Origin of the sequence: Undibacterium sp. Ji42W (genome assembly GCF_049340405.1) — a bacterium.
GTDB lineage: Bacteria > Pseudomonadota > Gammaproteobacteria > Burkholderiales > Burkholderiaceae_D > Undibacterium.
The window spans coordinates 34895-48066 of sequence record NZ_JBMPOV010000003.1; the positions used below are offsets into that span (position 1 = coordinate 34895).

Consider the following 13172-nt stretch of genomic DNA (forward strand, 5'->3'; position numbering starts at 1 on the left):
TCAGCTACCTCAACTGCCCCATAAGTCACCGTTATTACCCGTTCTGGGCATGGTCACGCCAAAATGTTCATAGGCGGACGGAGTTGCTATCCTGCCCCTGGGCGTGCGTTGCAAAAAACCCTGCTGTATCAGATAGGGTTCCAGTACATCTTCTATTGTGTCGCGTTCTTCACCGATGGCGGCTGCGACATTGTCCAGTCCTACCGGGCCGCCACCAAATTTAAACAGTATGGCTTCCAGCAGTTTTCGGTCCATCAGATCAAAGCCAACGGCATCAACATCAAGCATTTTCAATGCCGCATCGGCAATTGCCTTGGTAATTTCACCATTGCCCTTGACCTCGGCATAATCGCGTACACGCCGCAGCAGGCGATTGGCGATACGTGGTGTACCACGCGCCCGCTTGGCAATTTCACGCGCACCATCGGCCTGTATCGGTGCGCCAAGCAGAGATGCTGAGCGGGTCACGATCTTGGTCAATTCTTCTGGTGTATAAAATTCCAGCCTGGCGACAATGCCAAAACGGTCACGCAGCGGATTGGTCAGCATGCCGGCGCGGGTAGTGGCACCAACCAGGGTAAAAGGTTGCAAATCCAGCTTCACCGAACGCGCTGCCGGCCCTTCGCCTATCATGATGTCGATCTGGTAATCTTCCAGCGCTGGGTACAAAATTTCTTCTACTACTGGCGACAAGCGATGTATCTCATCAATGAAGAGCACATCATTGGCCTCCAGATTCGTCAGCAGGGCAGCCAGGTCACCGGCACGTTCGAGCACCGGGCCAGACGTCTGGCGCAGGTTGACACCCATCTCGCGCGCAATGATGTGCGCCAGTGTGGTTTTACCCAGGCCTGGGGGGCCGAACAGCAAGGTGTGATCAAGCGCCTCACTACGCTGCCTGGCTGCCGTGATAAAAATTTCCAGCTGGCCGCGTATCTTTTCCTGTCCAACATACTCATCAAGTTGCTTGGGGCGCAGGGCACGTTCTATCGCTTCTTCATTGGGTGAGCTGGGTGTAGCAGCAATAATGCGCTGTTCGCTGAAGTTGGAAGAAAGATTGTCGGTCTGTATCGTCATCGCTTAGCCTTTGGACAATGCTTTCAATGCCAGTTTGATGCCATCAGAAACCCCACTGCCAGCAGGCACGGATTTCATTGCCAGCAAGGCTTCCTTGTCGGAATAGCCAAGTGCCTGCAAGGCATTCAGGATGTCAGCGCTATGGTCACCTGCAGCCAGTGCCGCAGTGGCATTGCCAAGGTCAGCACCGAGCTTGCCTTTGAGTTCCAGCAGCAAGCGTTCAGCAGTTTTCTTGCCTATGCCCGGCACGCGGGTCAGGCGTCCCGCTTCTTGCAGGGTAATCGCCTGGGCCAGATCGGCTACCGACATGCCAGACAAAATAGAGAGGGCAGTGCGGGCACCAACACCGCTGATTTTGATCAATTGCTTGAAGGTGCTACGTTCTTCTGCCGTGCCAAACCCAAACAGTACATGGGCATCTTCGCGTATCGCAAGATGCGTCAGCAGGACCACTTTTTCACCCAGATGCGGCAGGTTATAAAAGGTACTCATAGGCACATCGACTTCATAGCCTACACCCTGGCAATCGACCAGCAATTGCGGAGGATTCTTTTCTATCAGAGTGCCTGCAATGCGACCTATCATGAGACTGCTTTCATACTGTATGAATAAGCAGTGATAGTAAACGATTCTTGCACGTTTGACGAGGCTCGCAGGGAAATTATATTGATATTGCGATACTGCAATTAAGCTTATGCAGACCAGTCATATGATCTGGCCAGGGCGTAAGGCAGCTTCAGTGAGCTTGCAGCCCTGTATTAACCGACCAGCCGGCCACCCTTGACGCGCAAGCCCTTCTTCGCCAGTCCCGGCGCAATTGCCCCCAGGGTTGCCAGGGTATCACCACTATGGGCATGACAAATCGCCACACCCAGCGCATCGGCAGCATCGCTGCCAGGCAAACCGGACAAAGCCAACAGGCGTTGCACCATGTCCTGCACCTGCTCTTTCTTGGCACGGCCATGGCCGACCACGCCTTGCTTGACCTGTAACGCCGTATATTCTGCCACTGACAGGTCCGCCGCCACCAGCGCACAAATCGCTGCACCACGCGCTTGCCCCAGCAACAGGGTGGATTGCGGATTGACATTGACGAAAACTTTTTCTATCGCCGCGCAATCAGGCTGGTAAGTGCGTACTATTTCTGAAACACCAGCCAGTATGGTCTTCAAACGTTCTGGCAAAGTACCATCAATGGTCTTGATCGTGCCTGAGGCGATATACGTCAGCTTGCTGCCCTGTTTATGGATAACGCCAAAGCCGGTGGTGCGCAAGCCGGGATCTATGCCTAAGATTTTCATGAATTGTTTTGTTGGTATCTATGAGCTGATGCTGATGTTGCTGAGCGGGTCTTGCTGGGGAGTATAGCGTATCAGTCTGGATTTTATTTGTTGCTATGTGAGTGGGTGATTACTTTGGATTATTGTTATTTGTGATTGATGTACGTGGCATGCGGTGAGTAGTGATTGCTTTGTAAATTGCATTTTTGGTCGGCGAACGCCAGCTTGCGCCGGAATGAAGTTAATTTGATTTGAGACCTAGCGCGGTTTGTATCGTCGTAATGCGGCATTGTCGAATAAGTCCGTATTCTCAAATTCGTCATTCCTGCACAGGCAGGAATCTAGTGGCGTTTGCGGTATGCCGAGGTGTTTATTGCATGCGCAAATATTCTTTGCATGCCCGGGTTGTTGCTACTTGCGAATGATATTTGTGTACAGCGAACGCCGCTATGCTCCAGCCTTCACTGGAGCGACGTCAATTAAATATGGGAGATTTAACCAGTCACATGTTTGTGTTCGGCTCACACAATATCCAAATACAAATCCCGCCAGTAAGGATTGGTTTCTTCAAACAACCTGATCTTCCATTCCCGCTTCCAGGCCTTGATCTGCTTTTCGCGTTGAATGGCAGAAAGGATGGAGTCAGTCTGTCCAAACCAGACCAGTTGATGAATCTTATATTTCGACGTAAAACTGTCAACGAAGTCATTCTTATGCTGATAAACACGCGCGATCAAATTGCTGGTAACGCTAACATATAAAGTGCCATTTCTGGCGCTGGCAAGAATATAGACGTAAGCCATGAAAATGAACTTGGAATAAAAACGGCTCTGGTTGAACAGAGCCGCTTTAAGCATAATCGCTAATTGATCAATACCGCATCAACCTCATATCAATGACGGAAATGACGTGTACCGGTATACACCATCACCACACCACGCTCATCCGCAGCATCAATCACTTCCTGGTCACGCATGGAGCCACCAGGGTGGATCACGCAAGTAGCACCTGCATCCACCACTACATCCAGACCATCACGGAAGGGGAAGAAGGCATCAGACGCGACGGCAGAACCAGTCAGTGTCAAACCAGCATTCTGTGCCTTGATCGAGGCGATGCGGGCAGAGTCTATGCGGCTCATCTGGCCAGCGCCTACGCCCAGTGTCATGCCATTGCCGCAGAAGACGATGGCGTTTGATTTGACATACTTGGCCACGCGCCAGGCGAACATCATGTCAGCCATTTGTTGTGGAGTTGGCTGCAATTTTGAGACGACGCGCAGTTCTTCCTGCAAGACGTTTTTGGCATCCGGTGCCTGTACCAGCAAGCCACCGCCAACACGCTTCATGTCATACAGGTTGAAGCCATTGCCCATAGAAATTTCCAACAGACGCACGTTTTGTTTTGTTGCGAAAATCTGTTTTGCTTCGGCAGTGAAAGATGGTGCGATTAATACTTCAACGAATTGCTTGGCCACGATCTCAGCAGCCTTGCCATCGAGTTCGCGGTTGAAGGCGATGATGCCGCCAAAAGCAGAAGTCGGGTCAGTCTGCAAAGCCTTGCTATAAGATTCAAACGGTGTCGCACCCAGGGCGACGCCGCAAGGATTGGCATGCTTGACGATGACGCAGGCAGATTCTGCGAAAGACTTCACGCATTCCCAGGCGGCATCAGCATCGGCGATATTGTTGTACGACAGTTCCTTGCCTTGCAATTGCTTGTAGTTCGCCAGCGAGCCTTCGAGAGATTTCAGGTCGCGATAGAATGCAGCTGACTGATGGGGATTTTCACCGTAACGCATTTCTTGCACTTTTTCAAAATGCAGGTTCAGGGTTTGCGGATAAGCACTGCGTGTGGTGTGTACCTTGTCTTCACCCAGGCTGCTCAGGTAATTGGTGATGGCACCATCGTATTGGGCTGTGTGGGCAAATACTTTTTTCGCCAGCGTGAACTTGGTGTCATAGCTGACGACGTTTTGATTCGCCTTCATCTCTGCCAGCACGACTGCGTAATCAGCCGGGTCAACAATGACAGTCACGTCTTTGTGGTTCTTGGCAGAAGAGCGCAACATCGTCGGGCCGCCGATGTCGATATTTTCTATCGCATCTTCGAGTGAGCATTCACCCTTGGCGACAGTTTGCTGGAACGGATACAAGTTGACCACCACCATGTCGATGGTAGGGATGCCATGCTGTTCCAGCGCTGCCACATGTTCAGGGAAATCACGGCGTGCCAGGATGCCGCCATGCACCTTGGGGTGCAGGGTCTTGACACGGCCATCGAGCATCTCAGGGAAGCCGGTGTAGTCTGCCACTTCTGTGACAGCCAGGCCGTTATCGGCCAGCAGTTTGGCCGTGCCACCCGTGGACAAGAGCTTGACACCGAGCGCAGACAATTCACTTGCAAATTCGAGCACACCAGTTTTGTCGGAGACGGAAATGAGGGCTTGTTTGATCATGATTTTTGGTATGAGTAAGGAAATCGGTGTCAAGCCTCGCGGATGGATCAGAGCAAACCGTGCTGCTGCAATTTCTTGCGCAAGGTATTCCGGTTAATGCCCAACATATCAGCGGCTTGTGACTGGTTGCTCGATGCGCGCGTCATGACCATTTCCAGCATTGGTTTTTCAACGGCTAACACGACCATGTCGTAAATATTGGATGCGGGTTGCTCGCCCAGGTCACGGAAATACTTTTCCAGGTTTTTGTGGACGGCGTCTTGAATGCTATCTTTGCTCATGCTATTTTTATCACTGTTCGGTTATGCCAGGCGGCGGGTAGTCCATGCTTCATGGACGGCAAGACAAATTGGTTTTTGTAAAAGTGCTTTGTCTTATGCTGCCAGTTTTTCTTCAAAGGGGCGGTATTGTAACCGCTCCCCAGTCATGTGATCAAAAAAACTGCTGACGGCGGCAAGTTGTTCATCACAGTCGGTCAGTAAGTTCATTTGTTGCCGGAAATCTTCACCACCTACCAGGTCCTGTACATACCAACCTATGTGCTTGCGTGCCGTTCGTACGCCAAGATAGTCACCGTAGAAGGCATAGTGCTCTTTCAAATGAGCATCCATGAGTCCACGAACTTCAGAAATCAGTGGGGCAGGCAAGTGTTGTCCGGTAAGAAGGAAGTGCTCGATCTCGCGAAAGATCCACGGTCGGCCTTGCGCCGCCCGGCCTATCATGATGGCGTCTGCACCAGTAACCTCTAATACATATTTGGCTTTTTCCGGTGTCGTGATGTCGCCGTTGGCAACTACGGGGATATTGACTGCAGCCTTGACGGCGCCAATGGTGTCATATTCGGCATCACCCTTATAGCCATCGGCGCGGGTGCGTCCATGCAGGGTCAGCATTTGTATGCCAGCCGATTCAGCCATGCGGGCAATGTTCAGTGCATTTTTATTTGCCCTGTCCCAGCCGGTACGGAACTTGAGTGTGACCGGAACATCGACTGCGCCAACCACGGCATCCAGTATCTGACCAACCAGGCTTTCATGCTGCAACAAGGCTGAGCCACACCAGGCATTACAGACTTTTTTGACAGGGCAACCCATGTTGATATCGATGATTTGCGCACCTTTATCAACATTATGCTTGGCGCATTCTGCCAGCATTTGTGGGTCAGCACCGGCGATCTGCACGGCCTTGGGTTCCATTTCGCCTTCATGGTTGGTACGGCGCGTAGATTTCTCTGTTTCCCAGAGTTTGGGATTGGATGCCGCCATTTCAGACACGGCATAACCCGCACCCAGTTCTTTGCACAACTGACGAAAAGGTCTGTCAGTCACACCAGCCATGGGAGCAACAAAAATATTATTACGCAGCACGTAAGAGCCGATTTGCACGATCAGGGAAGGGGAAATTCGAAGAAGCGCTATTCTACCTGAATCCTGCCTAAATATTCGGCAAAATCGTTACTGCTGGTAAGGAATATTTTTATCTATATTCATTAGCTTTTTGATAGTTTAAATTTCACAAAAATGTGAACAACATGGCAGATTAGACTTGCCTCTCTAAACTCTTGTTTATGCTTGGAATGTGTCTGTGATTTGCATGTAATGTCTGTTTTTGGCTTTGCTTTGTTCGTCAACTCACTCTCGGTTCTGCCAGTTCTGTGTATACTCCATGCATACATTTGTCATTTTTACTCCTGACAAAAATGTATTCCTTTGCCATTCATCTTTTTAACCCTGCAGTCAGCGAAAGATGATCAGCAAAGGAATATATTTTTCATATAAGGGAGCCGTTCGTGAATACGCAAAACAAGGAGGCAGTACATAGAATTACCATCGTTGGCGGTGGAGCAGGCGGGCTGGAATTGGCAGTGCGCCTGGGCAAGAAATTAGGCAAGCGCGGCAAAGCTGTCATTACACTGGTTGATGCCAGCCGCACCCATTTGTGGAAACCCCTATTGCACCAGGTTGCCGCAGGCACCCTCGACAGCCATGCAGACGAGCGCGAATACTTCGCCCTGGCAAGGTCAAACCATTTCAAATTCCGCCTTGGCCGCATGGAAGGACTTTCTCGTGAAAAGAAAGAAATTTATGTTGCCCCCATGCTGGATGAAAACGGGGTCCAACTATTACCCCGCCAAGCCATCGCTTACGACAGCCTGGTCATAGCATTGGGCAGCCAGACCAATGATTTTGGTACCCCTGGTGCGCGCGAAAATTGCATCATGCTTGATTCTCCTGCTGCGGCAGAGCGATTCCATCAACGCCTCATCAATTATTGTTTGCAGGCGCAAAGTCAGCAGCAGACATCGGGCGAAGGCCGTTTTACCGTCACCATCATAGGTGGAGGTGCCACCGGTGTAGAGTTGGCGGCAGAACTGCATATGACCACCAAAATTTTATCCAGTTACGGGCTGGTGAATTTCCATCCCGAAAAAGATTTGAAGATCGTCATCGTCGATGCCGGTACCCGCTTGCTGCAAATGCTGCCAGAGCGCGTATCTGATTCAGTTGCCCGTGAATTGCGCAGCATGGCAGTAGAAGTGCATACCAATGAAAAAGTGGTGGATGTCTCCAAGGCCGGTGTGCAGATGGCCAGTGGCAAATTTATCCCCAGCGGTATCGTGGTCTGGGCAGCGGGCATTAAAGCGCCAGAATTTTTAAAAGACCTGGATGGGCTGGAAGTCAACCGCATCAATCAACTGGTTGTGACGCGTACTTTACAAACCACGCAAGACCCGGCCATTTTCGCGATTGGTGATTGCTGCGCCTGTCCGCAAGGCGAGGGTTTGCCAAACGTACCACCACGCGCACAGTCTGCCCACCAGCAGGCAAGCACGTTGGCAAAAACCCTGGTACGCCGCCTGCAGGGCAAATCTGCGCTGGAATTTACCTATAAAGATCATGGCTCACTGGTATCGCTGGGTAATTACAGCACCGTTGGCAGCCTCATGGGTTCTCTGGCCAGCGGCTCTGTATTCATCGAAGGCACGCTGGCAAAATGGATGTACTGGTCACTGCACAAACAACATCAGATGGCAGTCAATGGTTTGTTCCATACCTGGCTGTCTACGTGGGCAGAGACTATCGACAGGGTGCGCAATCCGCGTATCAAGTTGCATTAAGCTGTATTAAATTTCTTCTGGTCAGCGATATAGACTGGTTGTCACTCCAGTCTATATCGTGGATCAAAGCCCGTTCTTTAATTGCTTCATATAGACAGCACTATCTGGCCGGAAGAAGGCCGCATTGATTTTCAATGCCAGTTTATCGAAAGCCCGTTCTGCCATTACTGCATAGACCTGGCCCTCAGGCGCTTGTTTTACAGGATCGCGGCTGGATGTCTGGTATTCCACTTTGAATGTATCTGGTGGTGTTACTTCCAGGTCGAATTTCCAGCGGTCTTTGATTTCCGGCACGATGAGCGCAGCCTTGAAGCGTACCAGCATGCCAACAAAAGCATTATCATGCTTTTCAGAGCCGAAAATCTCGCCAGAAGGTTCTATCTGATAAGTAATTTGCAGACTGGGAGCGTTGTCGGGTGCGACAGGACTGGCATTGAATGACAGCACATCATTTGGGAATATTGAACTGAACGCGCTGCGTATACCTTGAATAATTCGTGTCTCCCTGACAGTAGCACTATTGTTGGCAAAATATGTTGCTGCCGGTATGATCTGCTTGCCACGTATCTGTTTTTCCTTGAGTTTCAAAACAGCGTCCAACTGGCTCAAATCACTTTCTGTCGGGCGATTAAAGTTGACTGCCACATTCGGATCATCATGTTCCTCGGCAAACTTCAACAACTGTTCCATGGAGCGTATCAAGGCCGTATCTGAATTAACTGCCTGCTCCCTGAATTTTTGCATGGAGCTGTCATACAGCACATGAATTTCTTCAGACACATCAGGCAAGATATCGGATTGTGGGAAGCGCAGTTTCAACTGACGCAGCATGGTCACAGAGTTTTTTTTCTGCACTTCATTGAATACCACGCGCGGCAATTCTGCCTGCATTTCAGCGATCTTGAATTTACCGTGTGCCAGATAACCCAGGTAAGCCGCTTCCGTCTGCAAGTGCTTGGCATTCAAATACATTTTCTTGTCTGCTGCGGCATTCCTGCCATACCAAAACAAGGCAGCGATGAAGATGGCTAGCACCAGTAGCGGTACTTTGAATTGAGTCAATTGATTGATAAAGCGCTTACCCAGGCTGGCGGCGCCATGTGCTTCCCGCCACTTGTTTCTCCGCACATCCAGAAGAGGGTCAAAGCCATACAGGCTTGCGATATCGCGATCGTGAAATGCATCCCTCGCCTTGGTTTTATAGATATTGAATTTCCCCAGCGCAATTTCGGCCTGGTTCTGGTTGTTGATGACCAGGTCTTTACGCGTGCCATCATTGAAATTGAAAGAGAAGATCGTTTTTTGATAACGGCCATTCGATTCATGATGGGTAGCATCAAATTTGCGCAATTGTGCCAGATCATGTACCGCGATCTTATTGCTGCGTATATCAACCAGTGCCAGTGGGAACAGGTAGCAACCAGGGGCGAAGCGAAATTTTGCGCTCAACTGCATGCGCTGCCATATTTCATGGCCAGCATAGACCACCCCAAAAAACAGTATTGCATACCAGACTATCAGACCAGTATTATCCCAGGCCAGATCATTGACAGGGTCTCCAAAGCTTGATGCCGCAGCCAGGTAAATAAAGAAAATGCATGCGGCCATCAGGGCAGCATGCCGCAGGTACCAGGACCGATTCGACATGGCGTCAGCATGCACCAGATAATCCGGGCTTCTGACCGACCTGGCCAATTGTTTTTTGACGTCACGGGGGAGTGCGTCATAATCGAGTTGATAGAAGGCTCGCACTACAACTTTCCTTCAATTTATAGAGACAGATCAGCAAAAACGACACGCAGACAGCATGCGCAAAAAAATTTCAAGCTAAAGCTGGCAGTATCGCTATTTACCATGCCATGGTCAATTCACTTGTGTCATTCTGGCAGCCATGCATAAAACTATTTTTTAACAGCTCCATTCATCAGAAATTTCCCGCCATTTATCGGCGGTGACGGGGCAGTAATCGCAAAGTGAAGGAAGCCAAACTTGTTCATCCGTATATTGCACATCATCAACAACCCACATGGAGTAAAGATGATGAAACACTGGAAAGTTCTGGCCGCAGCCAGCCTGATTGCACTTGCGATGAATACTTCGTTCGCTGATGGCGTCAAGTCAGGTGTCCCAAGTGGCTGGCAATTATGGGGACCTTTGGGTGACAAATATGAGATTGGCATAGACCCGGCAGAAAGCACGCCCGATCATCCCGCGCTTATCATCGCCAGCAAAGACACGCCGACTAATGAAACCGTGACCCTGATGCAGCAAGTGAATGCCGCAGAATGGGAAGGTGGCATGATCGAATTCAGCATGATGGCTAAAGCGGTCGGGGCAGAAAAGAACAGGATATGGTTACGCCATTTGAAAGGGCGAAACCCTGTTACCGGTGAAAAACGCAGCGTGCCGGAACTGATGTTGAACTCACGCAGCATACCGGACGGCAAAGGGTGGGAGCGTATTATCATCATCAGCTATTTACCCAAAGATTCAGGTGACGAGGACCGGCATTTTGACATCGGTATCTCACTTGCCTCCAAAGGCAAAATATGGGTCAGGGATATTAAATTGGAGCGCAAACCTTTTGTACCTGTCAGTAATCCCGTTGAGCTACCAGGTTTTCGCATGGGCTTACCCACCTATCCTCCCCGCAATCTGAACTTTAGCGGCTAATTTTTCGACCTTGCGCATGTGCGCAATACAGATATGCACATAGATTATATGAATACAGGAGCCAACATGAAACACTTGAAAATCGTCATCGCCGCACTCATGGTCGCGTTTGCCGTCAATTTTTCTTTTGCCGGACCGGTCAAAAATGGTATCCCCAAAGGCTGGACAGGTAGTGGCGCAATTGCTAGCCATTATGAAAGTGGGCTTGATGAGTCGCAAGGAAGTAAAGAGCAACCAGCTTTCTTTATTGCTGCAAAAGAGATAAGCACGGATGATGACTTTGCCGCCATCACGCAAGTGGTCGATGCCAGTGCATATCGTGGAAAAATCATGGTTTTAACAGCATCCGCCCAACACACTGGTGAGCTGGGGCGCTACGAACTCTGGATCAGAACGACTGATGACAAAGGTGGTGTTCGCATCACCTCCTCTAGCGGAGCTAAAGGGGACGCTTGGGAAACGGTGAAGGTTCAGACACCAGTGAGCGCCAATGCGCAAAAACTGGAGTTAGGGATAGGTATCAGAAAACAAGGAAAATTGTTGGTGAAAGACCTGTCCTTTGCTGAAGCCCCTGCAAATAATTCCATATCTGAACGCAGACCTATAGCAAACGATGTCAACATCGGTCAGGCAAGCGCAGCCATAAAAAACCTGAATTTCTCGGAATAAAAAAATGCGTACAGACATGACGATAACTCATGCGGATAAGGATGAGTCAGGCACATTGAACGCTTGGCCGTTGTTACCCATGCTGGCAGTGCTGGGTTTACTGGTTTATGCAAGCCTTGGCCCAGGACGTTCAGCCTGGCTGGCAGATAGCCTGGCCATCCTGCTGGCCTATACCCTGGCGCAAGCTGGCTTATGTCTGTCGCAAAAAATACTTTGGTTCAAACATGCCAGCCAGCGCTGGACTATCCTGGCCTTGTCCGTGGCGCTGGCATTGTTCGCAGGGCTCAAGGCAGAAGCTGCATTCTGGCCAGCGATGAGCACAGGCCATGTCAGCTGGTTATTGCCCGCCATTATCCTTGTATTTATTTTTGCCACCGTCTTGCCTGCTGCCATAGACCTGGAAATCAGACATCGCACCCAGGCCAGCCTGGCGGCGGAAGCCAGCAAGCATAAAGTCGAGAGGCAAATGCTGGAAGCCAGACTGGCGGCACTGCAGGGCCAGATAGAACCCCATTTTTTGTTTAATACCCTCGCCAATACCCGTGCCCTGATACATCAGGATGCCGCCATGGCAGAACAAATGCTGAACCACCTGATTGCCTACCTGCGTGCTGCCATGCCCGACATGCGCCTCAGTACCACCACCTTGGGGCAAGAGCTGGACAGGGCAGCGGCGTATCTGCAAATCTTCCAGATTCGTCTGGGCGCACGTTTCCAGTTTTCTGTGTGGGCCGCAGATGAAGTGCGTGCCTGCCTGATCCCGCCACTGGCCATCATGAGCCTGGTAGAAAACGCCATCAAGCATGGCATAGAGCCCCAGCCGGGTGAGGTTCGCATAGACATTAGTGCCAGCAGCGAAGCCGGCCAGTTGCTGGTCACCGTCAGCGATAATGGCCGCGGTTTCCAGGATGAACTGGGTAGTGGTGTTGGCTTGCTGAATGTACAGGAGCGCCTATCGGCCTTGTTTGGCGAGCAGGCCGAGCTGCAACTACAGCCAGGTGACAAGGGAGGTGTATGCGCCACCCTATCCCTGCCAGCCAGGACAGGTGGATTGGCATGAGTATCATCAAACCCAAAGCCCTGATCGCTGAAGATGAAGCCATTCTGCGCCATGAGTTGCAAGACGCATTGGCACAGCTATGGCCAGAACTGGACATCATCGCCGCTGTTGATGACGGCATCAAGGCCATGCAAGCCATTACCGACCTGCGCCCCGACATCGCTTTTCTGGATGTACGCATGCCTGGCCTGAGCGGCATAGACGTGGCACGCCTGGCACAGCATCCATGTCACACCGTGTTTCTGACTGCCCATAATGATTATGCCGTTGATGCCTTCGATCAGGGCGCGGTAGATTACCTGCTCAAACCCCTGGACTTGGGCCGCCTGGCGCTGGCAGTGCAAAGACTCAGGCAGCGTCTGTCACAACAACCGGCAGACTTGTCTGCCCTGCAAATCAAAAAGCCACAAGAAGCACTGCGCTGGATACAGGCGTCGGTCGGCAACCAGATACGCTTCATCAATGTCAGCGATGTGCTTTGTTTTCGTGCAGATTCCAAATACACCAAAGTCATCACTGCCAAACTCGAAGCCTACATACGCACCACGATCAAAGACTTGGTGGCGCAACTGGAGGCAGATAAATTCTTGCAGATATCCCGCAGTAATATCGTCAATGTGGCAGCGATAGATGCGGTGCAGAGAAGTGATGGAGGCCTGGCTTTGCGTTTGCAGAAAGAGCATGAGTGGCTGGCAGTGTCGCAGGCGTATCAATACCAGTTTCGCCAAATGTAGCTGCTAAGTGCTGGTTAAGCTACTGCGCAGCTCAATTTTGAGCCTGCGATGCTCGTCGTACTTGAGTACGACTGCGCTTCTTAACGCAAACTTGAACCGCTCG

13 protein-coding genes are annotated in these 13172 nt (G+C 50.8%); 5 read left to right on the top strand and 8 right to left on the bottom strand.

Annotation, left to right across the window (positions count from 1 at the left end):
• Positions 1–9: 9 nt before the first annotated feature.
• The 7 genes from ruvB to dusB all read right to left on the bottom strand — a co-directional run bounded on the left by ruvB (position 10) and on the right by dusB (position 6200).
• Positions 10–1077: a Holliday junction branch migration DNA helicase RuvB gene (gene ruvB, locus ACO0LG_RS06430; RefSeq protein WP_423024483.1), complete on the bottom strand. Its 1068-nt coding sequence runs from the start codon at positions 1075–1077 to the stop codon at positions 10–12.
• Positions 1078–1080: 3 nt separating this feature from the next.
• The gene (gene ruvA / locus ACO0LG_RS06435) at positions 1081–1662 is read right to left on the bottom strand and encodes a Holliday junction branch migration protein RuvA (RefSeq protein WP_422950682.1); all 582 of its coding nucleotides are present in this window, start codon (positions 1660–1662) and stop codon (positions 1081–1083) included.
• A 173-nt stretch (positions 1663–1835) separates the two neighbouring features.
• Entirely contained in the window at positions 1836–2378 is a 543-nt protein-coding gene (ruvC, locus tag ACO0LG_RS06440) for a crossover junction endodeoxyribonuclease RuvC (RefSeq protein WP_422971943.1), read from the bottom strand.
• Between the two features lie 500 nt (positions 2379–2878).
• Complete coding sequence (locus ACO0LG_RS06445; RefSeq protein ID WP_423024485.1) at positions 2879–3214, bottom strand: GIY-YIG nuclease family protein; 336 nt, start codon at positions 3212–3214, stop codon at positions 2879–2881.
• Positions 3215–3249: 35 nt separating this feature from the next.
• The gene (gene purH, locus ACO0LG_RS06450; RefSeq protein ID WP_423024487.1) at positions 3250–4815 is read right to left on the bottom strand and encodes a bifunctional phosphoribosylaminoimidazolecarboxamide formyltransferase/IMP cyclohydrolase; all 1566 of its coding nucleotides are present in this window, start codon (positions 4813–4815) and stop codon (positions 3250–3252) included.
• A gap of 47 nt (positions 4816–4862) precedes the next feature.
• Entirely contained in the window at positions 4863–5096 is a 234-nt protein-coding gene (locus ACO0LG_RS06455; RefSeq protein WP_110258221.1) for a helix-turn-helix domain-containing protein, read from the bottom strand.
• A gap of 93 nt (positions 5097–5189) precedes the next feature.
• Complete coding sequence (gene dusB, locus ACO0LG_RS06460; protein WP_423024489.1) at positions 5190–6200, bottom strand: tRNA dihydrouridine synthase DusB; 1011 nt, start codon at positions 6198–6200, stop codon at positions 5190–5192.
• Between the two features lie 404 nt (positions 6201–6604).
• On the opposite strand from dusB, the gene ACO0LG_RS06465 reads away from it, so the two are divergent.
• Positions 6605–7933 (top strand): NAD(P)/FAD-dependent oxidoreductase, encoded by a 1329-nt coding sequence (locus ACO0LG_RS06465; RefSeq protein WP_423024491.1) that lies wholly within the window; start codon positions 6605–6607, stop codon positions 7931–7933.
• A 63-nt stretch (positions 7934–7996) separates the two neighbouring features.
• On the opposite strand, the gene ACO0LG_RS06470 is transcribed toward ACO0LG_RS06465, so the two are convergent.
• Positions 7997–9685 (bottom strand): hypothetical protein, encoded by a 1689-nt coding sequence (locus ACO0LG_RS06470; RefSeq protein WP_423024493.1) that lies wholly within the window; start codon positions 9683–9685, stop codon positions 7997–7999.
• A gap of 288 nt (positions 9686–9973) precedes the next feature.
• Here ACO0LG_RS06470 and ACO0LG_RS06475 point away from each other — a divergent pair, with 288 nt between their 5' ends.
• The 4 genes from ACO0LG_RS06475 to ACO0LG_RS06490 all read left to right on the top strand — a co-directional run bounded on the left by ACO0LG_RS06475 (position 9974) and on the right by ACO0LG_RS06490 (position 13069).
• Positions 9974–10606, top strand: a complete 633-nt coding sequence (locus ACO0LG_RS06475) for a hypothetical protein (protein WP_423024495.1) — start codon at positions 9974–9976, stop codon at positions 10604–10606.
• A gap of 66 nt (positions 10607–10672) precedes the next feature.
• Entirely contained in the window at positions 10673–11275 is a 603-nt protein-coding gene (locus tag ACO0LG_RS06480) for a hypothetical protein (RefSeq protein ID WP_423024497.1), read from the top strand.
• Between the two features lie 16 nt (positions 11276–11291).
• Complete coding sequence (locus ACO0LG_RS06485; protein WP_423024499.1) at positions 11292–12335, top strand: sensor histidine kinase; 1044 nt, start codon at positions 11292–11294, stop codon at positions 12333–12335.
• Positions 12332–13069, top strand: a complete 738-nt coding sequence (locus tag ACO0LG_RS06490) for a LytR/AlgR family response regulator transcription factor (RefSeq protein ID WP_423024501.1) — start codon at positions 12332–12334, stop codon at positions 13067–13069. The genes ACO0LG_RS06485 and ACO0LG_RS06490 overlap by 4 nt, the downstream gene beginning before the upstream one ends.
• The last annotated feature ends 103 nt before the right edge of the window (positions 13070–13172 follow it).

Excerpts from the sequence above, each read along its gene's own strand:
- ACO0LG_RS06445 (WP_423024485.1), bottom strand. The coding sequence starts at position 3,214 with ATGCTTAAAGCGGCTCTGTTCAACCAGAGCCGTTTTTATTCCAAGTTC.
- ACO0LG_RS06455 (WP_110258221.1), bottom strand. The coding sequence starts at position 5,096 with ATGAGCAAAGATAGCATTCAAGACGCCGTCCACAAAAACCTGGAAAAG.
- ACO0LG_RS06475 (WP_423024495.1), top strand. The coding sequence starts at position 9,974 with ATGAAACACTGGAAAGTTCTGGCCGCAGCCAGCCTGATTGCACTTGCG.
- ACO0LG_RS06485 (WP_423024499.1), top strand. The coding sequence starts at position 11,292 with ATGACGATAACTCATGCGGATAAGGATGAGTCAGGCACATTGAACGCT.
- ruvA (WP_422950682.1), bottom strand. The coding sequence starts at position 1,662 with ATGATAGGTCGCATTGCAGGCACTCTGATAGAAAAGAATCCTCCGCAA.
- ruvC (WP_422971943.1), bottom strand. The coding sequence starts at position 2,378 with ATGAAAATCTTAGGCATAGATCCCGGCTTGCGCACCACCGGCTTTGGC.
- purH (WP_423024487.1), bottom strand. The coding sequence starts at position 4,815 with ATGATCAAACAAGCCCTCATTTCCGTCTCCGACAAAACTGGTGTGCTC.
- ruvB (WP_423024483.1), bottom strand. The coding sequence starts at position 1,077 with ATGACGATACAGACCGACAATCTTTCTTCCAACTTCAGCGAACAGCGC.
- ACO0LG_RS06490 (WP_423024501.1), top strand. The coding sequence starts at position 12,332 with ATGAGTATCATCAAACCCAAAGCCCTGATCGCTGAAGATGAAGCCATT.
- ACO0LG_RS06480 (WP_423024497.1), top strand. The coding sequence starts at position 10,673 with ATGAAACACTTGAAAATCGTCATCGCCGCACTCATGGTCGCGTTTGCC.